This is a genomic window from Pseudomonas sp. H2_D02, assembly GCF_054677635.1.
Genome location: NZ_CP162816.1, coordinates 5,421,303 through 5,442,077 on the forward strand (window position 1 = coordinate 5,421,303; position 20,775 = coordinate 5,442,077).

The following is a 20,775-nucleotide window of genomic DNA, read 5'->3' on the forward strand; positions in this document are numbered from 1 at the left end:
TGACTCCTAATCACGCTAATGTGTCCGTCGCGCATTCATCACTAAACGGCACGGGGCTTGCTATTGAACCGGCATGAACGCACAAACGACATTTTCTCGACGCCTGACCACTCACTGCCGCCACTGGCTCGGTGCACTGCTGGCTGCCTGCCTGCTCGCTTCTGGCGGTCCTGCCGTCGGTGCTGCTGAAGTAACCTTGCCTGATCTCCTTATCGGCGTCACTCAGGGCTTTCTTGAGTTCACCGTAGAAGACTATCTGGCAACCAGTCAAACCGAAGGTCGCTACGAGATCGAAGTCAACCAGCTCGACCCGCGCCTGCGGATGCCAATGTGCGACAAGGAATTGACTGCCTCGCTGGAGAGTCCGGCCAGGCCGCTGGGCCGCGTCACGGTGAAGGTTCGTTGCGACAGCGCGGCCCCCTGGACGGTGTTCGTGCCCGCTCAAGTGCGCCTGTATCGCGAAATTGTCACCACCACTCGCCCGCTCAAGCGCGCCGGGATTGTCGAACCCCAGGACGTGGTGCTGCGTGAACGCGACGTCAGCCAGATCAGCCAGGGCTTCCTGACTTCCGTTGATGAAGCCATTGGTCAGAAACTTGTCCGACCAATGGTCGCTGACCAAGTGATCACGCAGGTACATCTGGAACAGGCCGAAGTGGTTCGCAAGGGCGACCAGGTGGTCATCACCGCCCGCAGTGGCACATTAGCCGTGCGGATGCCGGGCGAGGCCCTGTCCAACGGCGGCATGCGCGAACAGATTCGGGTGAAGAACCTCAACTCCCAACGAGTCATCAAGGCGCAAGTAATGGCGCCTGGCCAGGTGGAAGTGGCTATGTAAGGAGGGTAGACAGGCTGGCGCTTGACCTCGGTGTTCCCTAGACTGTGCCTTACGCAAAGGCAAGCGCAGACGTGCGCTCGTTCATTGAAAAATGAGCCTAAAGTTTTTTTGGGGATGGCCGAAAACATGGCAAGCGTCCAAATACCCAGAGGTTTTTTACCATGGTCATCGATTTCAATCGTTTAAACAGCTCCTCACCTGTGACAGGGACTGCGCGTACCAGCGCCAGCAAGGAAACCGCCGAAACCGGCAAATCCAAGCCAGCCGAACAGGCCGCCACTGTCAGCAATGGGGAATCGGTACACCTCAGCAATGAGGCTCAGCAGTTGCAGAAGGTCACTGACAAGCTGCGCGATCAACCTGTCGTCGACAACGCCCGCGTGGCCGCGTTGAAAGCAGCAATCGCCGATGGCAGCTATCAAGTCGACAGCAACCGCGTAGCCAGCAAGCTGCTCAACTTCGAAGCCCAGCGCTAGGCCGTCCGTCGGCGCCAGGCTTTTGGACGCTCAAGACCCAAGGCCAGCCATGCACGACACTAATTTGTTGCAACTGATCACCGACGACTTCGCTCCAGCACAACAATTGCTGGAGCTGTTGCAGACCGAAGCCCTGGCACTCCATGGGCGGGACATGCCTCTGCTGGAAAATATTCTGGCGCAGAAACAGGCATTGATCATTTTGCTCGACCAGCATGGCCGCAAGCGCAGCGAGATTCTCGCCAGCCTCAACCTGCCCGCAGACAACAACGGCCTTGAACAATTGGCCAGCCAATCGTCGGTTGGCGATCAGTTATTGTCCCAAAGCGCAGTGCTCAACGACCTGCTCAGCCAATGCCAGGCCGCCAACGCTCGAAACGGCCAATCCATCCAAATGCAACAGGCCGCCACCGCCAATCAGTTGCGCATCCTCAATGGCGGCGAAATCCCGACGCTGTATGACGCTCGCGGATCGACCGCGAAACTGGTCAAGCACCGTCCGCTCAGCCAGGCGTGACGCGAACGATGCCTGCGCACTATCAACGCGCGAAACATGCTGGCAAAATGCTGGCTCTTTGTAGTCGTATTTTGCTTGGAGATTGACCCACCGTGTTCAATGCCTCAAACGCGGAAGATGCTCCGCAGCCACCGAAGGTCCTTACCACGCCCCTGGAAATCTCCGGCAACCTGCGGATGCTGCAAGACAGTCATGATCCGCTGATCATTACTTTCCACGAGCGCAGCCAGCGCTTCCAGAGCTACCTGGTGGATGTTGATCGCGAGAAAAACACCATGGCCCTGGACGAGATGATCCCCCGGGACGGCGAACGCTTCCTGTTGGCGGGCGAGCCGTTTCGTGTCGAGGGCTTCCATGACGGCGTGCGTATCGCGTGGGAAGGCAATGGTCCGCTGACCATCGATGATTCCAACGACGGCCGCTGCTACCGCGGCGCCCTGCCCGAAGAAGTGGTCTATCACCAACGTCGCAACGCCTTTCGGGCTGCGTTGAAACTGGCGCAACTGGTGAGCGTGGAGTTGGGTGGCGACAAGCTCAAATCACCGGTCAATGGCCAACTGCTGGATATCTCCGCCACCGGCTGCAAGCTGCGCTTCGATGGCGACATCACCGAACGGCTGCAACTGGGCCAGGTTTATGAACGCTTCATCGCCGCCCTGCCATTCGGCAACATGACCGCGCCGGTGGAATTGCGTTACCTGCATTTTGAAGAGCGGATCAATACCACGTTCGCCGGTGTACGCTTCCACAACATCAGCGGCCTGGTGCAGCGCCAGGTCGAACGCTTCGTGTATCAGTTGCAGCGTGAAGCCCGTCGGTTCGATAAAGACGACTTCTGATTTCGCGGGCGTAAAAAACGGGCAATCCCTTGCAAGGATTGCCCGTTTTTTTATGCCCGGCTCAAGGCCTGGCCTGGGTGAAATCGGAGGATGGCGGTTCGTCGTCCGCGCCTTCGGTGACTGGCTGCAATTCAGGTTCCGGCTCTGGCTCGACGTCTGGATTGGGCGACGCCTGCATCTGGTCTTGCACGACCTGCTCGTCTACCCGAGGATCGAGGCACGCCACGAGCGGCGAGCTGGTCATGTTGTCCGGCATGGCCACGTGGTGCAGCGGTGCATCGTCGACCTGGTGCAGGTTGGTGACCGCTTTCGGCCGGATCCGCCACACCAGGACCAACGCAAACAGGGCGAAAAAGCCATAGAGCATCTGACTGCCGTACAACTTCATCAGCACCCCGGCAACCAATGGGCCGATGCTGGCGCCCACGCCGTAGGTCACCAACAGCATCGCCGTCAGCGACACCCGGCGATCGCCTTCGACGTGGTCGTTGGAAAACGCCACCGCCAGCGGATACAGGCAGAACTGCACCAGCGAACAGCAGAACCCCGCAACGAACAATACTTCCAGCGGCACCTGCGACCAGATAGCCAACGGCAACGCACAGACCGCCAGGGCCAGCGCAAAGCAGCGGATCAGCAACGCACGATCATAACGATCCGATAGCCAGCCCAACGGCCACTGGACCAACAGCCCGGCAAAAATGCAGCAGCCCATGAACAGACCGACCTGTTCGGTGGTGAGCCCTTGCTGGGAGGCGTATAGCGGTGCCAGGCCATAAAAGGAGCCGACGATCAGCCCGGAGCCCAGCACGGTGGTCAACGATTGCGGTACACGCTTGATAAAGAAGCGCGGCTCCATCGGCGCCGGATGCAGCGGTGCAGGGTGAATCCGTCGGGTCAACGCCACGGGCACCAGGCACAGGGCAAAACACAACGCCACCAGCATCAGCAGCTCCAGCCCAAGGGCCGGGTGCATGACCAGGATCAACTGGCCCAGCACCAGCCCCAGGTACGAGGCGATCATGTAGCCGCTGAATACCACCCCGCGCTGCTTGGCATCAGCCTGCTCGTTAAGCCAGCTTTCAATGACCATGTATTGGCACATCATGCCCAGGCCGACGATCATCCGCAGCACGATCCAGGCCGGCAGCCAGTCCACCAGGCCATGGCCCAGCACCGCCGCGCCGACAATCCCGGCACAAGCTGAATAAGCACGGATATGCCCGACACGGGCAATCAGCCGATGGCCGATCTTGCCGCCCAGCACCAGGCCGAAATAGTTGGCGGCCATCAGCGCACCGACCCACAGACTGTCGACATGATCGGCAGCCAGGCGCAACGCCAGGTAAGTACTCAAGAGGCCCGAGCCGATGAGCATCATCAGCGAGGCGAAATAAAGCGCTCGAAAAGGTTTCCAGATTTGGCGCATCGGCGTTCCGAGCGGCTCCTTGAGGTAAGTGAGGGCCATCTTGAAGATAGCCCCTATGCAACGGGTTCGTTATGCCTGGGCCGCCAGTACACGCCGTTCCCAGGGCGTGATCTCGTCGAAGAAACTGGTCAGTTCCAGGGTCTTCGACGCAATGTAACCTTCGATGAACTCGGCCCCGAACAGTTCCTTCGCCAAATGGCTACGCTTGAGACGCTCGAGGGCAGCGTGCAAGGTACATGGCAAGGACAGATTATCCGGCACCTCGAACTCGCCCTGGATCGCCGCGCCCGGTTCCAAGTGATTTTCGATGCCATAAAGCCCCGCCGCCAGGCTCGCGGCAATCGCCAGGTAAGGGTTGGCATCGGCCCCTGGCAAGCGGTTCTCGACACGCCGGGCCACTGGTGAACTGGCGGGAATGCGCAACCCGGCCGAGCGATTGTCATGGGACCAGCACGCATTGTTTGGCGATGCGAACGGATGACACAGGCGCTGGTAGGAATTCACGTTGGGCGCGAACAGCGCGGTGAAATCCGCCATGCCGGCCTGCTGCCCGCCAATGAAGTGCCGGAACGCTGCCGTCGGTTCGCCTGCCTCGTCGCTGAACACATTCCGTCCGCTGCCCAACTCGACAACACTCTGGTGGATATGCATCGAGCTGCCCGGCGTTTGCGCCAGCGGCTTGGCCATGCAAACCACAATCAGGCCATGCTTGAGCGCCACTTCCTTGAGCAAGTGCTTGAACAGGAACGTCTGGTCGGCCAGCAGCACAGGATCGCCATGGAGCAGATTGATTTCGAACTGGCTCACGCCCATTTCGTGCATGAAGGTGTCGCGCGGCAACCCCAGCGTCGCCATGCATTCGTAGACTTCATTGAAGAACGGTCGCAAGCCGTTATTGGAACTGATACTGAACGCCGACTGGCCGTCTTCGCGACGCCCGTCCAGGCCCACCGGCGGCCGGAACGGCTGCGTAGGGTCCGAATTAGGGGCAAACACAAAGAACTCCAGCTCCGTCGCCACCACCGGCGCCAGTCCGAGGGACGCGTATCGCGCGACGACAGCCTTGAGCTGGCCGCGCGTCGAAAGTGGCGAGCTTTCGCCGCTGAGCTCGTCGGCATCGCAAATCGCCAAGGCACGGGGCGGATGGCTCCATGGCAAGCGATGAATCTGCTGTGGATCGGGCACCAGCGCCAGGTCGCCGTCATCGCTGCCATAAAAGCGCGATGGCGGATAGCCGCCCATGATGCATTGCAGCAGCACACCTCGCGCCAGTTGCAACCGCCGGCCCTCGAGGAAGCCTTCGGCGCTCATCACCTTGCCCCTGGGCACGCCATTCAAATCCGGCGTGACACATTCAATCTCATCAATGCCCGTCAATCGCTGCGCGAGTGAACACTGGCCATCGGTCGTCATGACGCAATCCTTGTTATGTGCGAGCCGCGAACGGCAACCCGTACAAAATAGGCTCCGGCTGTTCGGAATATCAAGCACCCAGCGACAATAAAGATCTGCCATTGGAATGCGCTGTGGGAGCGAGCTTGCTCGCGATAGGGTCAGGTCAGCAGCATTGATGCAAGCTGATATACCGCTATCGCGAGCAAGCTCGCTCCCACAGGGTTCTGTACCGACCCGGAGATTGGCTCAGGGCAGATAAAGCCTGAACACCCCACCGCCCAGCACACCGCCGTTGGCAATCTCGGTACGCCCGCTCAAGCCGCCACGCTGGTGCAGCCCGGCAATTCGGGCGGCGAAGTACAGGCCCAGCCCGGTGCTACCGCTGCTGTGGTTGATGCCCTGCACGTACTCGGCCTGACGCTCGATCATCTCAGGCGGGTAACCTTCGCCGTCGTCGTTGATGGTCAACACCAGTTGCCCAGCCTCGTCGCTCACGCTGATCAGCAATGCCTGCCGGGCATGGCGAATGGCGTTGTTGATCGTGTTATCGAGCACCGAAGCAATCAGCTCACGGTCGAAGAAACCCAGCGGGCTCAGCGGATCGACTTCATATGTGGCCATGATCCCGCGACTACGAAACACGTCCTGGTGGCCGGCCAGTTGCGCTTCGATGAAGTCATCCAGCTCGTGATAGGCCGGATGCAGCGGCAGTTGATTCACCCCGAGTTTATAAAGTCCCAACAATTGCACCAGGAGGCCATTGAGGTGAGCGAACTCGAAGCCCATCACGCCCTGCTCCGATGTCTGCCGCTCGCGCTCCGGCAAGCGCTCGAGCCATTGCGTATGCGCCTGCATGAGCAAGGTCAGGGAGTTTTTCATGTCATGCACGGTAGACGCGATCACCGTGGAAAAATCGAGTGCCTGTTCGCTGTCATTCATCGCCAAATGCCTTGCTTCGCAGTTTTTGATAGCGCGCATGACGCGCATCGGTGTCGGGCATCATGCCCACCAGTTTCAGGCAGGCGCGGCATTCCTGCAGCAGCTCCGACTCCACACTGGTATCGGTGCCATGCAGCAGGGATTGCGCCATGTTCAAAGCAATACTGATGTTTTTCGGTTGCATCTTCAGGGCCCGTCGGAACAATTCCCGCGCCTCGGGCAACGCACCAGTCTTGTAGACGCGCACGCCTTCGCGGTTCAGCTCGGCAGCGGCATTGCCCTGGTTGAGAATGTTCGGGTCATCGGTAAGCTTGGCGATGCCTTGCATGACCGCCGGATCATCACCGTAGATCTCCGCGCAATTCTTGAGCATCGACTCGCCGGCGCTGGTTTGTCCGAGCATTTGCAGTTGCTTGGCCACCAGCAAGGCGGCTTCGGCGCTCATGAACTGCTCCATGCCGTCGAGACGCTGCAAGGCTTGCTCGGTCAACTTCTCGGCAGTTTCGGCATCGTTGAGCAGCAGGCTCGTGGCTTTCATCAGGCGCGCCCGCACCTGCAGCCCCGGATCGCTGGGGTTTTCCTTCGCCACGGCGCTGAGCGTCGTGTTGATTTCCAGGCGGGTCCGAGTATCCAGGCCCTTCTCGCTGCCCTTGCTGATCAACGCATGGGCGAGTCCAAGGTTGGTTTCCGGGTCCTTGAAGCGCGACTGCGCGCCCTGCCCCACCGCTTGACGATAGGCTTTTGAGGCGGTGTCGTAATCCTCGTTGGTCATCGCCAACTTGCCCAACAACGCTTGTCGGCGCACCGCCAGGGGCGACAGGCGGACGGCCTCTTCCAGCACACTTTGAGCCTGCTTGGTGTCGCCTTCGGCCACCAGCACATCGGCCATGCCGTCGTACAACGCCGGCATCATCGGAAAGACTTTCAGGGCTTTTTCATAGACAGCCTTGGCTTCGCCTATCTGCCCACGCTTGAAGAGCAATTTACCCAACCCCGCGTACGCCCACGGCAACGGGCGATCCGCGATGATGGAATTGTACAACCGCTCAAGGGCCTCGTTCTGATTCAGGTCGCGCAGCGCATCGGCCCGATAGCGCAGGCACAGCGGCCCGTAGCGCGGGTCCTGCTTGCACAGGGCGATACAGGCATTGAGCACTTCCATCGGCTTGCCACGATCGAGGGCCTGCAGGATCGGCTTGAGCAGCGTCTTGCGTTGCTCAAGGCGCTCCAACCGCTGGGCCAGGCCGGAGCGATTGAATGGCTTGGTCAGGTATGCATCGGGCTCATGCTCCAAGGCACTGAGCACCATCGCCTGGCTGGTCTCGGCGGTCACCATGAGGAAGACGCTTTCATGGCTGATCAATTTCTCGATCATCAGGTCCTCCAGGACCTGCTGACCATTTTTACGCCCATCACCCAGGTGATAGTCCTGCAGGATAAAGTCATAGCGCTTCTGCGAGCACATTCGCAGCGCTACTTCACCCGTATCGGCGGTGTCCACGTCCTTGACGCCCAGTTCACGCAGCATAGACCGGACGGAACTGCGGAAGTCCGAGAAATCATCGACGATCAGAAAACTTTTTTGGTGGTACGCCAGCATCGAGGATGTCCAGGCAAATAAGAAAATGAGCTCAATGGCAAAAAACAACACAACACCGCCCCGCGGTTGGGCGAGGCGCGCAGATGATAGACAACCGCGACACCCACCGCGAGCCGCTCCGGGACGCCGCGACGTCAGGAAAGGGGCCTCATTGGGTTATCGGCCGCAAACAGCGATCCGTTAAGGATTCGTGGAAGGGCTTGGGAGGATTTGCACAGGAAATGGTGTCCCAGGGCAGGTTCGAACTGCCAACCTTCCCCTTAGGAGGGCCAATTTAAGCCTAGCAAGCAAAGGGAAACCCCAGTAATTACAGGACCCTCAGTCCGATTGCGTCCGACAAGACAGATCCGTATAGTCTTTTTTGCACCCATATTGCACCCACGGAGATCAGGTGAAAGAAAAGCTAACCGGCAAACTACTGTCTTCCCTGGAAGTCACCGGTAAGGAGTACGAGGTCCACGACACCATCGTAATAGGCCTATACGTGCGTGTCACGGCAGCCGGAGCCAAGTCGTACATTGTCAGGTGGGGGCGTGCGCGCAAAAAAGCGTTGGGACGAGTCGGTATCCTTACGCTCGACCAAGCCCGCCAGGAAGCGACTCAGTACTTATATGAAGCGCGTAAACACGGCGAGCCTCTGGCAGTCACCCACGGCCGAAAAGGTACTGCCCTCCCCTCGCTACGCGAGTTCATCGACGACACCTATATGCCGTGGTTCAAAACTCACCACAAGGGCCACGAAAAAACGCTGCATACCTTGGACAACAATTTCGACACGATCATGGCTCAGCGCATAGACGCAATCACCGGTCGCGACCTCGACCAGATCCGCACCACCTGGATGCAGGCCGGCAACAAGCCCTCGACCGTCAACCGCAAGATGGGCTCTATCAGCGGCGTGTTTAGTCGGGCGGTAGAATGGGAATACATCACCGCCCACCCAATGGCAAAAGTAAAGCAACTTAAGGTCGATTCCATGGGGTTGGTGCGCTACTTGGATGAAGACGAGAACAAGCGCCTACGCGCAGCTCTGGATGCACGACAAGACGAAATGCGGGCCGAACGTGAAAGCGCGAACAAATGGCGCGCAGATCGGAGCCAAGTACAGAAGCAAAGCTTGCTGGGTCTACACTTCACTGATCACATTAAACCAATGGTGCTCGTCTCGCTGAATTCCGGCATGAGGCGTGGAGAGTTGTTTGACCTCAAATGGTCATCGGTAAACTTCGTTACAAAGACCATCACCGTCGCTGGTGACACAACAAAGACCAGCGAAACCCGACACATTCCTATGAATAAGGAAGTCGTAGCCGTACTTGAAGAATGGAAAAAGCAATCAGCGACGGCCCTCTATGTGTTTCCAAACCAAGAAGGCGGCCGCTTTGAAGACGTGAAAAGCGCATGGCTCAAACTACTCGAAAGGGCCAAGGTGATCGGCTTCCGCTGGCACGATATGCGTCACGACTTCGCATCCCGACTAGTAATGGCCGGAGTACCGCTCAACACGGTACGAGACCTATTGGGGCATGGAGACATCAAAATGACATTGCGTTACGCGCACTTGGCCCCCGGAACCAAAGCGGCAGCCGTAGAGCTGATCTAGTTTTCTAGTTTTGCCTCTATCATCCTTAGGTAGTCCACGTACTTGGGTGCCACCGCTTTATTTTTCAATCGAAACTCAGCGTAGTCTTCGAGCGATGACATCTGCCGACTGATTGCATCCAAATCAACTTTGAAAATTCGATGCTCGTCGGGGTTTGTGATAACCCCCTCCGACTCAAGAAAAATATCTGTATCGCCAGAAAAGAAATCTGAAGACCACAGAATCGCTTCGACAAGAATGTAATCTTTTGGACTCAACGCCTCCTCTGCCAAAAAATACGTCCTGAGTTTTTTGAGAATCGGCTCATCAGGCACGTGAGCCAATTGCAAAGCCGCCAGCAAGGTCCAACTCCCGCCAGACCAAAAACGCTCATCAACAGCTGCATCAACGCCCTGAACCTGAAATTCTGCCGCCGCTTCGGCTATTAGATCTTCCAGTACACGCGTTGATGTCTTCTTGTTTGCATTCGCCAGCCCTTCGAGACAAGCCTTTGAGTTCGCGCTAACGCGCAGGTGAATGGTTTCTACTTTCTTCCTTACGGCCATCGTTTCATTCCCAGACGTCTATGGATCCTAGAAAGGTTGCCACATTCCCGGCAGACACACAACGAAAACGTGTTGACATGAATGTGGCACCACATTTATTGTGGCGCCACAGACACAGCAGTCGCTGCGTCATGAAGCAGCAGAGGCCCCCTTTATGAACCAAACCAACTCCTTAGCGCCTATCTCTGTCGGGGTAGAAGATGCCGCACGCTTGATTGGCGTTGCCAGATCCATGTTCTTTGAAATGATTAAAAACGGGGAGATTCAGACATTCAAATTAGGGAGACGAAGGTTGGTAAGAGTGAAAACCCTAGAAGCCTTCGTCAAGCGACAAGCTCAGGAAAACAGCCGGTGAGTCTTCGCATAGTAGATCTCGCTGGAAACGTGCTTGGCATACTGGTGCTGCCAGGAACGGTTCTTTTAGCGGATTTGGAAGCCCTTCGTCGCCTCGGAGTTCACAGAGTTGAGTTGGTAACCATTAAGATTACTGAAGGTTCGTCTGATTAGAGGCAGGATCATGACGGAGACGTGAAAGGCGATTCTAAGATTAGAATCGCCTTTGGCATGAGTAACTGGGAGGCTAGCAGAAGAATGAGGTTAGGTAATATTTGCTGGCCACCCAAACTCAAGCTGCTTTTAGATAGGATATAAACCCATCCCAGTCATGAGCTTTATATTTTTCCAGCATGGTTTTGTTAAGGTTAATTTGAGACATTTTCCATGAAATAGAATGAGCCCAAAAAACCTCTTCAAGTATTTGTTGTGCTGTGAAGTATCTGAATTGGCTAGCTGTATAGTTATACACGAGATAAATTCGTGTGGGATTTTCCTCTAACACCTCTTTTTTAAACCCACGTTGGTTGACCCAATTCGCTCCGCTTTTTACCTGAATTTCGAAATACCTACCATTTGAACCGACAATGCCATCGATGCCTTTGTCGTCAACCAACGAAGGATATACGTCCAACCCAGCCTCAATTAGTTTTGCCCAGACTAAAAATTCATTTCGTTTGCCGATAGATATTTTGCTCATCAATCACCTTTATAAGAAGAGCTTTCTAGAAGAAATCAGAAAATATAGAAAGCCCGCTGCATGAGTTTTGGATTGATTCCTAGAAACCAGAACCTGAAGGCGGTACAGAACCCGCCACTTCTTTAGAAAGGGATTTATGTATGTACGTCAGGCAAAGGTACTTGACGTTCCCACACGGAGCCTCAAGCGTGATGGAGGAATCCGGCTTGTTCCAACTCAGAGTGGTAGCCTTGATTTCTTGTCCTAGCCCGTTTGTTGCCATTGAAACGACCGATTTACCAGCTCCCCATTTTTGGGTGAGACCTGCCTCGGCAATAGTATAATTTCTACGGTCAGCCATGAGCATAATCATGTAAAGACGAAGCTCGCCATTCTTGTCTTTGTCAAAATGATAGTTGCCCAATGCAGGACCGTAGATTTGCCCGAATGGATCATCACCAACCCGATGACAAACCAGTTTTCCCGCTCCCTGGTCACACCAACCTGCCTTGCCGTCAGGAGTCAGTTTTCCATTGATTACAGGAAGGGCCTGAAACTCAGTGAGCTTCATTCCTAACATAGCACCATTGAAGTCAAATTCTTGAGCTTGAGACGCAGCGCAGAAAAAAATCCATAGAAAAGACGCTGTAGCTTTATTCATCCTTGCCATACCCCTGTTAGCACGCGCTGAGAAGGCGATGGTACACCCAATCCCGCAACCAAAGATCTATGGGGAAGGAGAAGCGAGGTTAAGCACATGCCGCCCTTACGACAGCATGATGGCGCCAAGCTCTTTTTTGATTCTGTAAACTGTGGCTTCGCCGACATTTGCAGCTTGGGCAATCTCTTTGATGGTCATGTTCGAGGCAGTTTGACCTTTGAGAAGCTTTTCTACCCGTTGCCATTTCTCGGTGTTCTTTCGTTTCCCTACAGCCTTCCAGGAAGGATCAGCCGCCCTCTTGTTGGCGATGCCCTGCCTGATTCGCTCGACACGCTTTTCTTGATCAAGGCGGGCCATCGTCGCCATCAGATCAATGAGCATGTTATTGATCACGTGCATGACAGAACCCGCAATGTCACTGCGCCCGCTGGGAGGACTGTCCAGATGTTCCCAACTAGTGGGTAAGTCAGCCACTACCAGCCTCAAACCTTTTGAATTGATCGTTCCTTTGAGGGTTTCCCAATCCACTTGGCTGAGCCGAGAAAGACGATCCACCGATTCAACACACAAAACTTGTCCAGACTCTGCACTGGTCAGCAGCCTGTGGAGTTCAGGCCGTTGCAATTTGGTGCCGGAGAAATTGTCGGCATAGATCCCTGCCACCTCATAATTTCGGCTGGCTGCAAAAGCCAGCAAAGCAGCGCGGGCCCGGTTCGCATCCTGGTCTTGTGTTGACGCTCGGAGATAGAGGTGTGCAAAGACCATAGAAGAAAACTCTCATTAAGACATATAAACGTATAGCCCAATGATAATCTATCATTTGAATATACATCAATACCTATGTGATAGTCACCCTTTCTGCCCCTACCATTCTCGTAGCGGTAGACCTCTTTGATAGAAGGCTATTGCCGCAGACTGAGAATGCCAGCGGTGATGGCAGAGGCATTAATATCGAGAACTCCCAAAGCCGCGACGGCATTGTTCATCGTTTCAGGAGAACCAGTCGACCGTGCCCACAAGGCAATCTCCTCGATCGCTGCGGCTAGCGCGTGCTGGTTGTGCAGCAGCAAAGTTAGTACGTCAGCTGTGGCGATGTTGGCATCTGTATCGTTCGGCATGCGTTTTCATCCTTGGACAGAGTGATGGATGCCAGGATCGAATGAACCCACGCCTTTGATAGACGGCTCTCATCCTGGCCACGCCCCAAATATCCCCTCGAAAACCGGTGCCTGCAATCAACAAGGCGGCTTCCTTCGTGGGTGGTATGGAAGACGCACGTTGCCTTTTGAAAGGCCCGGTTAGCCGAAGGTTCAGCCTCCACAGAATTTTCTTGCTGGAACAGTCAGATAGAATTAGTGTTGTGCAAATTATACCCTAACTCACTATCGAGCTTAGCTCGCTTAAAATTATACGACGCTTGCACGATCACGAAAAAAAAGGATGTTGTGATGGTTGAAAAAATTGACGACGCGTTAGTATTAGCGGAGCAGATTAGCAGCCTAAAGGAACATGGTGGAGACCTGCCATCACAGTTAACTGTAGATGACCGAGTTCTAGCCAGGATAACTGATGGGATATATAGACGACCTTCGGCAGCACTACGCGAACTGATTTTCAACGCATATGACGCCGACGCAACAGAAGTAGTTATTGATACTGATGCCCCCCGCTTCGAATATATTTCAGTTAGAGATAACGGTCGAGGCATGGACGAAAAGTCATTAGCCAACCTATTTAAGCATATCGGCGGCAGTTCAAAGCGTACTCACAAAGGTATTGAGCTAGGAACAGTGCATAGCGATAACCCTGATTTAACCCCAATGGGACGAAAGCTCATAGGTAAAATCGGTATCGGCATGTTTGCTGTAACTCATCTCACTACACACTTCAGGGTAATTACAAAAAAGAAGAACCAAACGCATCGACTGATAGCCGAAGTTTGGATGAAGACTTGGACCGAAGAAAATCTTCGCAATGCTCCAGAAGACGACGGAGAATTTATCACCGGAGACGTAGTTTTTTCTGTAGAGCCTGCGTCAGATCCAGAAAGCCATGGAACCGAGATTGTACTTCTAGAGATACGTGATCAAACAAGAAACAACTTAAAGTCTGCTGACTTCTGGGAAAACTACTTAGAAACAAGAGACGCTACTGACCCAATAGATAAAAAAACTGAAAGATCACCGCCTCAGTTCCATATTGGCTACGTCAGAAAAGAAGATGATGAATTTACCATCCCACCGCAAATGCCTTGGGACGACATCGATGAAGACCTAGTAAAATTTAAAAAACTGTATGACCAAGTTGTAGCGGGCACAGGCACTACAACGAAAAACCCAGATATTGACGAATACCTAGACACTTATCTAGGCATGATTTGGCTATTAAGCCTAGCTGCACCTTTAAAATATATTGATAGCAATCCTCTGCTGTTCTCCTCAGAAAAGAAAATTGATTTTTATAAAATCCAAAACAGGGCAAAAAGCCAGGCTATCCCTCTAATCTTAGACAAAAATCAAACCTTAACAGAAGCTATGGATCTTGAGTCGAATGCTGAAGACCCATGCGGAGGTTTTACAGTTGTAATCGACGGAATAGAACTAAAGCGCCCCGTAATTCTGCCCGAGACTTTGCTCGGCAACAGAAAAAAAGTTCGAGCAACGAATCCAATGATGTTTGTTGGTAAAGTAAAAACCTCTCTCGGTACGATCCCTGCGGACAGAGGTGGCGGCGGACTAGAGTTTGAAGCTTATTTTTATTGGAACTCCCTTATAGTTCCAAAACAGAACAGAGGTGTATTGGTTCGGATAAATAACGCAAGTGGTGTACTCTATGATGATCGCTTTATGGAGTATCAAATTTCCGAGCTAAATCGCCTATCTCAGATTACCGCTGAAATATTCATTATGCGAGGCCTAGATCCTGCGTTAAATATCGACCGTGAATCCTTTAACGTAAGCCACCCGCATTATCAATATCTCACAAAGTGGGTCCACGCCGCGTTAAGACAAGTCACCAACAAACTTAAGGATGTAGGCAAAAAGTCTAGAGACGAGGAAAAAACCAGCGTACGCGCTACCGCCCTGACTGCTGTCGAAAGCCATTTGAACAGCGTATGGGAAAGAAAGGGCGACTCGCTAACTAATAGACCGGACGTTGTTATCCTTCCGTCTTCTAATACCGCTGACTTAATTGATCAAAATAAAATAGCCTATCAAGATGCAGAGCTGACTTTTAGTTTAGATAAAGAACGGCTAGCTGTCCTATCAAAGCCGTCCACACAAGCGCCCCTGACTACTATCGAACAAGCAAAGGCCGTGATGGTAGTATTATCAGCTTATAGTCTTCTCGACGACATAGCATACAGTCGGCAACAAGATCTGTTTATGGATATTGTTAACGCGCTGTCGCCGGAGTTGAACAATGACTAAATTAGAAGTCAAAGATGTTCAAGTGGACGACAATTTAGACGATGACTTTGTTGAAGCAATCGTCCCTCCTCCAACTCCTGCGATTGAGAACCGCACAGTTGCAGTTGTCAAACAACTAAGGCCTTGGCATAAGCCAAGAAAGCAGCTTGTAAGACGTAGCTGGAGTCATCACATACGCTCGTTAATGCGATCACTCCACATTCCAGCCGACTCATCACGTATATTTAGATATCTAACTCTAGCGGGTCCAGACATGCTGGATATTAGACATCTAGAGGATGTAACTGTAAAAGCAGGTTTTAAGTTGAAATATGTAGGTTTCAGTCCAAGAGGCTCCAAGGACGAGGCCGAGATCATTCTTGCTCAAAACCAGATGCGAAGTTACGACTGGATAGATAGAAATTCAGACACTCTATGGTATCGTTTGGAAGATATCGCTGCCGGAGAAAAATCTACAGCCATGAGAGCAGTAGAAAGTCATGGCCCATACCATGCTATCAATTTCGATCTTTGCCAAAATATTACGCAGACAAAGGCCGGAGCTCCAAGCATTCTAGATGCCCTAATTAAACTAATCAGCTTTCAATCTGCGGGAGGCACTGGATCCTGGCTTTTGTTTATAACAACAAAAATAGAGCCGCTAAATACCCCTGACAGCAGAGTTGCGGACTTCCTCAAGGCGATCAACTCGAATATAAAAGACTCTGAACAGTTCAGCGCAGAGTTCTCTCAGCTCTGCCAGCAAGAAGGCATCGCTTATGAAGACGCGCTTAACGAACCCAAAAAGCTATCTACAGACGCTTTTGTAAAGTTCTTTTGCTTAGGGTTTACTAAGTGGCTTATAGGACATTTATGCACAGCGTATCCTGTAATCGAGCTTTCGATGCAGGGAAGTCATATATACTCGGTAGAACAAGGTTCAAAGGATATGCTTTCATTAGTATATAAATGTTCACCAATACTCAGAAAACCAGCAGATCCCAATCCTGTTCGAAGCACGCGAGAGGTAGAAATAGATTCCGGACTGACCGCAGTTCGGAAAACCCTATTACTGTGCGATATTGATAATAAAATGGCAACGGAGCCTCAGTTACTTGAGGACTTAACCTTGGAGACACATGCATTGCTGAGATCAGCTAATTACGCTCAAGACATAATCTCATTAGCAGTAGAAACTGCCGTGCCTGCATGAAAACCCGCTACTAAATCGATAGGAGGCTCCTCTAGCAGTGTCAACTGTATTGATTCTGCTAGAGCCCTTGCCATCGGCGGGGGTACGGCCTCACTAACCTGCGTAATCTGGGATGAGAGCGTTCCAAGCAACTCGTACTCATCAGGAAATCCCTGAAGCCTCATTGCTTCAAGTACACTGAGTCGACGTAGACAATTCGGGTGAATATGGACTTCTCTGTTACCATACGCAACAGTGATACTTGGCTTATGTAGCTCAAGTGTTTTGAAACTTCGATTTGCACGCTTACCTGGTGAAAGAGCGCCAGGCGTCGTGAATTTTTTAGACTTCGGCTGCATACACCAATGGTTGGGATGATATGCAATTTCGGACTTGACCAGATTTCGCTTGTAAAAAGTCGGAGCAGGCAAATCACCAATAGCATGACCCACTGTGAGTGTTATTGGATCACAATCTACTTTTTGAGGTTGCTTCCAAACAACATCTGGATAAAGATCAGTATTAATCCCAACCATAAGTAGGCGCTCACGACTTTGTGGAACACCAAAGTCCGTTGCATTTACGATAGTTTCTCGGACATTAAATCCAATATCTTTCAGATATGCCTTTATACTTTCAAAGTGCTCTTTATGCTCCCCCTCGTTCAACCCTGGAACATTCTCAAAAGCGAAAAAATGAATAGGCGACCTATCATTTAAACTTTTAATAATGTCAGCATACACGAAAGGCAAGTCATGTCGCGGGTCGTTATCTTTTGGGTTTTTATTTGCACGACTAAAACTTTGACATGGCGGCCCGCCAATTATACCTATAGGATTGAATTGCCCCCCATGCAACTGATCTAGCTTATCTAACGTTAGGTCTCTTACATCCAAACAGTGACCATTTTTGTGAGGACCAACACGATTATGATTATAGGAAGCAATGCTGTCCTTACGTATGTCAAAAGCGAGGCCAATATCAAATCCAGCCCTTTCAAAACCCAGGTCGAGACCGCCGGCACCGCAAAACAAACTTAGTAGCATAAAATTCTCGACCAGTGAGGCATCTTCCGCAGGAGCTGCCAAATGACGCAATCTTACTCGATTATAGTTTTCTCTTCCACCACTTTCGACATCGCGCTATATCGCACGAGCATTACAACTAGTACCAACGCCTCTCAAAAATAACTACCAAATGGAATATGCCTTCTCTGGAAACACTAGAAAGGACATTACCAGCTTCCTAAATCGCTTAATATCTACTACATCTCCTTGCAGCACATTAAATGCGCAGTTATATATAATATCTTTGAGCACTGCCCAGTCATCAGCGTCCCTCAGCATCGCCTGACCATATTTTTTATTTATGAGAGGCTCATACTTAACATAGAAATATTTATTATAAGTCTGGCTCCGCTTTACACGCTCGAGAGACATGTATCCTACTACCATTATTCTCCTCAAGCGCTTAAGCATTACAGCTCTTTCACCACCATATGAAATAAATCGAGTCAAGCCATCCATATATGCAAGATACTTAGACTCTATTGCCGGACCAATCGCATAATTATTTGACCTGCTAATCGCCGCCCACTGCTTTTGCAAAGAGGAGTAACTGTAGGTGATCAATTCATCAAATCTGACAGACTCGTCCAAGCTGATTATTTTTTCAACAACTTTAACTTTTTTAGACTTTCTAACCGGACGAACTAGAATATATTCTGATATCACATCCTTTAAGTACTCTTCGATCATGAGAAGCACTTCGTTATTTTTCATGCCACTTGTCACTTTCCACTTTTGTAAAAGCTTATTATTACTTATAGACAATCCACCTGAGAAATATTTTTGGCTAAGCTTTCTATTTTGATAGGAACCGCCATAAAACAGGTTGCGGCAGTGAAACAAACCCGTCACTCCCTCCCCTTTTACAGGAACAATATGGCAAAGCATAACATCACCGGCAGGCCGATTCTTAACCAAGTCTATCGTTTCTATAAATGAGTCCAGTGTATGCCCTTTCAAAATCTCAACTGTTTTAGCTCTCTTACACTGCTTTATTAGATATAACATCTCATCATTCTGGAGTAGATTGGCTCGCTTTCTCTCCACGCGTGTAAGCAAGGACTTATTCTTTCTATGGTCGTATTTCCTGCATCTCGCGGTGCAGTAAATCTGGCTTGACCATTGCCCAGACTTATTAGGGATCACTATATCGCAGTAACGGCAATACTTAATCATGACTAGCACTCTATAGGTGTAGTCATTATTTACAGTTTTAAGGAAGCCGTCCCCATATCCTGACTACATCGAGTCGGCTATGGTCCATAGCAACTAATTAATAGACATCGCTCATATTACGTTTCGGATATGCGACTATCAAATTTCCGAAAACAGCTCTGAAAGATCTACTTTGAGAGCGTCAGCGAGCACCTTTATCGCATCCAGGCTCGGGTTCGCACCGCCAGTTTCAATCCTAGACATATAGGTCCGTGCGAACCCGCACTTGTCCGCGAAAGCTTCTTGAGTCATGCCGGTGGCAAGACGAAGCTCACGTACTCGATGACCGAAGCGATGGCGTAGAGAGGAAGAAGGCATTCCCACATCGTGGGCTTATGTGATCTAATCGTGAACACACTAATCGTGACATTGGTTATTTTATGAGCAATATTCTGACGAAACCATGCACCCAGGTCTTTTCAGTCGTAACCAGGTGCCCAGGCTCTCTGCTTGCAAAAGTGGATTTTTTCGCCAGAACCGTTGGTGTCAGGCAGTCGAGGCAGTTAGATCTACACCTAATTGCTTTACGTGCCACTTCGCTGCTACATAAACATTAAATTTTAATACTGAAAGGAATCTGGATATGCTCAGGGGTTTTGCCATTCTCTGTTTCACACTGCTATGTTCATTAGCTAATGCTGCTTTGCCGGCTGCACCACTGACTATTTCGGCGGCTCAGGAGGTATTAAACGAATTCAGGGACCGCTATGAAGATGACTTCAAATACGATATGTCCAGAGTTGCAAAATCCGCATTCCCGACTCCAGAACAGTCATATGTGTATGCAAAATATATGAATAAAGCCTTCGCCAAGGCTGGTTATAGCTTAGACGCAACTTTGTACGAGTTCTTCAAAACAGGAGGCATATCTGGTGGCACTGGCGGCAACCCGAATGTTTTATTCATGCAAAAATTAAACCTTACACAATATGCCATTGCCCTCAAGAGCGCAGGCACTGCAAATGCATTTATTAAGGCCGACGCTGTTTCTGAAAGAACAATATCGTATGCAAAGGATGTTGCGATAGACGTTCCAATAACCAATAGTGATTATGTAATCGATGCAACTCCTGGGTATGCGATACAGGGCCTTGAGAAATACAAGCGAGAAGATGGCCGGTTCATCGGATACATAAAGCTGGGTACTGGCCCTTGGAAAGACTGGCTGTATTTTGAATCAGAAGGTCGCACGGGTGAACAATACGGAATTGGACTAGTACAAGTTTCTGGTGTTGATGGGAAGGAGTTAGAGGTATTGAAAGCCCTGAATGGTAAAAGAGTAAAAATGGAGGGTACCTATTTTATGGCTAAAGGACAACAGATGGGCGAGCTTGATTCCAGAGTCATAGCCATCGACCCAAGATTTTTTGATCTAAGCCATAAGTTGTTATTCAAAATACTCTAACAATCAGAACCAAAGCTAAAGGTCTCATCTGAGGAATCCAGAACAAGGCCTTTTGTGGCTCTTTTCAAAAAATGGAGTGTCTATGTACATATTAAGGTGTCTCACTGTTGTAGCAGTTTCAAGCGTTTCCACTTTTGCATCTTCTCAGCAGTTTACTTACTTCTCATTCCAAGAAGGCGGATATGCTGGAAAAATGCTTGTTGCGAACGAATTAACGCATGGCAGCCCCTTGCAGCCTATCGCTGTTCATATTCAAACTGTAGATACTAGCACTCATCACGAATGTGATGTTTGGGCTATGGAAAATACCGTAGCTAGAATCCAGTCAAATGGAAAGCTATCCACCTCAATGCGAGTTGTAGATAACAATAAAAAAGCTACTGGCGAGACTTTTGAAGTTGTAATCGGAGAGTCAGCAGCAGTAATTACGTCTTCCGCTCCAAGTGAGTATTGCGGCGTTTCGGGAACCTTTTCCGGCCATTGGGTACGCACTCAAGAGGACGGCACCGGGGAAGGTGAACCCGAAAGCGAGCAAGATGCATTGTGAGTAGTCGGCGACCCCGATATAGAAAATTCCAATCGACTACGTGTTAGCTAACCAACGATAACGTAAAAGGCCCCGCCTGAAATTT

22 protein-coding genes are annotated in these 20,775 nt (G+C 51.3%); 10 read left to right on the forward strand and 12 right to left on the reverse strand.

What is annotated here, in order from left to right; all coding sequences use genetic code 11:
• Positions 1-73: 73 nt before the first annotated feature.
• The 4 genes from flgA (at position 74) to AB4N42_RS24870 (ending at position 2,670) form a co-directional block, all read left to right on the forward strand.
• A complete protein-coding gene (flgA, locus tag AB4N42_RS24855) occupies positions 74-838 on the forward strand; it encodes a flagellar basal body P-ring formation chaperone FlgA (RefSeq protein ID WP_030142437.1) in 765 nt (254 codons plus the stop codon).
• Between the two features lie 161 nt (positions 839-999).
• Entirely contained in the window at positions 1,000-1,314 is a 315-nt protein-coding gene (gene flgM / locus AB4N42_RS24860) for a flagellar biosynthesis anti-sigma factor FlgM (protein ID WP_030142438.1), read from the forward strand.
• A gap of 49 nt (positions 1,315-1,363) precedes the next feature.
• Positions 1,364-1,831, forward strand: a complete 468-nt coding sequence (locus tag AB4N42_RS24865) for a flagella synthesis protein FlgN (protein WP_181288537.1) — start codon at positions 1,364-1,366, stop codon at positions 1,829-1,831.
• A 92-nt stretch (positions 1,832-1,923) separates the two neighbouring features.
• Positions 1,924-2,670 (forward strand): flagellar brake protein, encoded by a 747-nt coding sequence (locus AB4N42_RS24870; RefSeq protein ID WP_460115470.1) that lies wholly within the window; start codon positions 1,924-1,926, stop codon positions 2,668-2,670.
• Positions 2,671-2,731: 61 nt separating this feature from the next.
• On the opposite strand, the gene AB4N42_RS24875 is transcribed toward AB4N42_RS24870, so the two are convergent.
• From AB4N42_RS24875 to AB4N42_RS24890, 4 genes are all read right to left on the reverse strand, one after another.
• Positions 2,732-4,099 (reverse strand): MFS transporter, encoded by a 1,368-nt coding sequence (locus AB4N42_RS24875; protein WP_460115471.1) that lies wholly within the window; start codon positions 4,097-4,099, stop codon positions 2,732-2,734.
• A gap of 69 nt (positions 4,100-4,168) precedes the next feature.
• Complete coding sequence (locus tag AB4N42_RS24880; protein ID WP_431147399.1) at positions 4,169-5,410, reverse strand: glutamine synthetase family protein; 1,242 nt, start codon at positions 5,408-5,410, stop codon at positions 4,169-4,171.
• Positions 5,411-5,740: 330 nt separating this feature from the next.
• The gene (locus tag AB4N42_RS24885; protein WP_030142443.1) at positions 5,741-6,433 is read right to left on the reverse strand and encodes a sensor histidine kinase; all 693 of its coding nucleotides are present in this window, start codon (positions 6,431-6,433) and stop codon (positions 5,741-5,743) included.
• Positions 6,426-8,033 carry a tetratricopeptide repeat-containing response regulator gene (locus tag AB4N42_RS24890; protein ID WP_030142444.1) on the reverse strand — a complete coding sequence of 536 codons (1,608 nt, stop codon included), beginning with the start codon at positions 8,031-8,033 and terminating at the stop codon, positions 6,426-6,428. The genes AB4N42_RS24885 and AB4N42_RS24890 overlap by 8 nt, the downstream gene beginning before the upstream one ends.
• Positions 8,034-8,424: 391 nt before the next feature.
• Here AB4N42_RS24890 and AB4N42_RS24895 point away from each other — a divergent pair, with 391 nt between their 5' ends.
• Entirely contained in the window at positions 8,425-9,636 is a 1,212-nt protein-coding gene (locus AB4N42_RS24895; protein WP_460115472.1) for a phage integrase, read from the forward strand.
• Here AB4N42_RS24895 and AB4N42_RS24900 read toward each other — a convergent pair.
• Positions 9,633-10,181 carry a hypothetical protein gene (locus tag AB4N42_RS24900; RefSeq protein ID WP_460115473.1) on the reverse strand — a complete coding sequence of 183 codons (549 nt, stop codon included), beginning with the start codon at positions 10,179-10,181 and terminating at the stop codon, positions 9,633-9,635. The genes AB4N42_RS24895 and AB4N42_RS24900 overlap by 4 nt on opposite strands.
• A 154-nt stretch (positions 10,182-10,335) precedes the next feature.
• Here AB4N42_RS24900 and AB4N42_RS24905 point away from each other — a divergent pair, with 154 nt between their 5' ends.
• Positions 10,336-10,536, forward strand: a complete 201-nt coding sequence (locus AB4N42_RS24905) for a helix-turn-helix domain-containing protein (protein ID WP_460115474.1) — start codon at positions 10,336-10,338, stop codon at positions 10,534-10,536.
• 270 nt (positions 10,537-10,806) lie between these two features.
• On the opposite strand, the gene AB4N42_RS24910 is transcribed toward AB4N42_RS24905, so the two are convergent.
• The 4 genes from AB4N42_RS24910 to AB4N42_RS24925 all read right to left on the reverse strand — a co-directional run bounded on the left by AB4N42_RS24910 (position 10,807) and on the right by AB4N42_RS24925 (position 12,972).
• Complete coding sequence (locus AB4N42_RS24910) at positions 10,807-11,214, reverse strand: hypothetical protein (protein ID WP_460115475.1); 408 nt, start codon at positions 11,212-11,214, stop codon at positions 10,807-10,809.
• Between the two features lie 79 nt (positions 11,215-11,293).
• On the reverse strand, positions 11,294-11,854 hold the full coding sequence (locus AB4N42_RS24915; RefSeq protein WP_460115476.1) for a hypothetical protein: 561 nt from the start codon (positions 11,852-11,854) through the stop codon (positions 11,294-11,296).
• Between the two features lie 105 nt (positions 11,855-11,959).
• Positions 11,960-12,619, reverse strand: coding sequence for a recombinase family protein (locus tag AB4N42_RS24920; protein ID WP_460115477.1), 660 nt, complete (start codon positions 12,617-12,619; stop codon positions 11,960-11,962).
• Between the two features lie 137 nt (positions 12,620-12,756).
• Complete coding sequence (locus tag AB4N42_RS24925; protein ID WP_460115478.1) at positions 12,757-12,972, reverse strand: hypothetical protein; 216 nt, start codon at positions 12,970-12,972, stop codon at positions 12,757-12,759.
• A gap of 330 nt (positions 12,973-13,302) precedes the next feature.
• On the opposite strand from AB4N42_RS24925, the gene AB4N42_RS24930 reads away from it, so the two are divergent.
• Together AB4N42_RS24930 and AB4N42_RS24935 are read left to right on the forward strand one after the other, a co-directional pair.
• Positions 13,303-15,285 carry an ATP-binding protein gene (locus AB4N42_RS24930; RefSeq protein ID WP_460115479.1) on the forward strand — a complete coding sequence of 661 codons (1,983 nt, stop codon included), beginning with the start codon at positions 13,303-13,305 and terminating at the stop codon, positions 15,283-15,285.
• Positions 15,278-16,477, forward strand: coding sequence for a PP_RS20740 family protein (locus AB4N42_RS24935; protein ID WP_460115480.1), 1,200 nt, complete (start codon positions 15,278-15,280; stop codon positions 16,475-16,477). Before AB4N42_RS24930 ends, AB4N42_RS24935 begins: the two co-directional genes overlap by 8 nt.
• On the opposite strand, the gene AB4N42_RS24940 is transcribed toward AB4N42_RS24935, so the two are convergent.
• From AB4N42_RS24940 to AB4N42_RS24950, 3 genes are all read right to left on the reverse strand, one after another.
• Positions 16,432-17,553 carry a DNA cytosine methyltransferase gene (locus AB4N42_RS24940; RefSeq protein ID WP_460115481.1) on the reverse strand — a complete coding sequence of 374 codons (1,122 nt, stop codon included), beginning with the start codon at positions 17,551-17,553 and terminating at the stop codon, positions 16,432-16,434. The genes AB4N42_RS24935 and AB4N42_RS24940 overlap by 46 nt on opposite strands.
• Positions 17,554-17,646: 93 nt before the next feature.
• Positions 17,647-18,582, reverse strand: coding sequence for a hypothetical protein (locus AB4N42_RS24945; protein ID WP_460115482.1), 936 nt, complete (start codon positions 18,580-18,582; stop codon positions 17,647-17,649).
• A 255-nt stretch (positions 18,583-18,837) separates the two neighbouring features.
• Positions 18,838-19,056: a helix-turn-helix domain-containing protein gene (locus AB4N42_RS24950; RefSeq protein WP_267268750.1), complete on the reverse strand. Its 219-nt coding sequence runs from the start codon at positions 19,054-19,056 to the stop codon at positions 18,838-18,840.
• A 265-nt stretch (positions 19,057-19,321) separates the two neighbouring features.
• Here AB4N42_RS24950 and AB4N42_RS24955 point away from each other — a divergent pair, with 265 nt between their 5' ends.
• Together AB4N42_RS24955 and AB4N42_RS24960 are read left to right on the forward strand one after the other, a co-directional pair.
• Positions 19,322-20,143, forward strand: coding sequence for a hypothetical protein (locus AB4N42_RS24955; protein ID WP_460115483.1), 822 nt, complete (start codon positions 19,322-19,324; stop codon positions 20,141-20,143).
• A gap of 82 nt (positions 20,144-20,225) precedes the next feature.
• A complete protein-coding gene (locus AB4N42_RS24960) occupies positions 20,226-20,690 on the forward strand; it encodes a hypothetical protein (protein WP_460115484.1) in 465 nt (154 codons plus the stop codon).
• Positions 20,691-20,775 lie beyond the last annotated feature (85 nt).

Excerpts from the sequence above, each read along its gene's own strand:
- flgA (WP_030142437.1), top strand. The coding sequence starts at position 74 with ATGAACGCACAAACGACATTTTCTCGACGCCTGACCACTCACTGCCGC.
- flgM (WP_030142438.1), top strand. The coding sequence starts at position 1,000 with ATGGTCATCGATTTCAATCGTTTAAACAGCTCCTCACCTGTGACAGGG.
- AB4N42_RS24865 (WP_181288537.1), top strand. The coding sequence starts at position 1,364 with ATGCACGACACTAATTTGTTGCAACTGATCACCGACGACTTCGCTCCA.
- AB4N42_RS24875 (WP_460115471.1), bottom strand. The coding sequence starts at position 4,099 with ATGCGCCAAATCTGGAAACCTTTTCGAGCGCTTTATTTCGCCTCGCTG.
- AB4N42_RS24880 (WP_431147399.1), bottom strand. The coding sequence starts at position 5,410 with ATGAGCGCCGAAGGCTTCCTCGAGGGCCGGCGGTTGCAACTGGCGCGA.
- AB4N42_RS24885 (WP_030142443.1), bottom strand. The coding sequence starts at position 6,433 with ATGAATGACAGCGAACAGGCACTCGATTTTTCCACGGTGATCGCGTCT.
- AB4N42_RS24890 (WP_030142444.1), bottom strand. The coding sequence starts at position 8,033 with ATGCTGGCGTACCACCAAAAAAGTTTTCTGATCGTCGATGATTTCTCG.
- AB4N42_RS24900 (WP_460115473.1), bottom strand. The coding sequence starts at position 10,181 with ATGGCCGTAAGGAAGAAAGTAGAAACCATTCACCTGCGCGTTAGCGCG.
- AB4N42_RS24905 (WP_460115474.1), top strand. The coding sequence starts at position 10,336 with ATGAACCAAACCAACTCCTTAGCGCCTATCTCTGTCGGGGTAGAAGAT.
- AB4N42_RS24910 (WP_460115475.1), bottom strand. The coding sequence starts at position 11,214 with ATGAGCAAAATATCTATCGGCAAACGAAATGAATTTTTAGTCTGGGCA.
- AB4N42_RS24915 (WP_460115476.1), bottom strand. The coding sequence starts at position 11,854 with ATGAATAAAGCTACAGCGTCTTTTCTATGGATTTTTTTCTGCGCTGCG.
- AB4N42_RS24920 (WP_460115477.1), bottom strand. The coding sequence starts at position 12,619 with ATGGTCTTTGCACACCTCTATCTCCGAGCGTCAACACAAGACCAGGAT.
- AB4N42_RS24925 (WP_460115478.1), bottom strand. The coding sequence starts at position 12,972 with ATGCCGAACGATACAGATGCCAACATCGCCACAGCTGACGTACTAACT.
- AB4N42_RS24930 (WP_460115479.1), top strand. The coding sequence starts at position 13,303 with ATGGTTGAAAAAATTGACGACGCGTTAGTATTAGCGGAGCAGATTAGC.
- AB4N42_RS24935 (WP_460115480.1), top strand. The coding sequence starts at position 15,278 with ATGACTAAATTAGAAGTCAAAGATGTTCAAGTGGACGACAATTTAGAC.
- AB4N42_RS24950 (WP_267268750.1), bottom strand. The coding sequence starts at position 19,056 with ATGCCTTCTTCCTCTCTACGCCATCGCTTCGGTCATCGAGTACGTGAG.
- AB4N42_RS24955 (WP_460115483.1), top strand. The coding sequence starts at position 19,322 with ATGCTCAGGGGTTTTGCCATTCTCTGTTTCACACTGCTATGTTCATTA.
- AB4N42_RS24960 (WP_460115484.1), top strand. The coding sequence starts at position 20,226 with ATGTACATATTAAGGTGTCTCACTGTTGTAGCAGTTTCAAGCGTTTCC.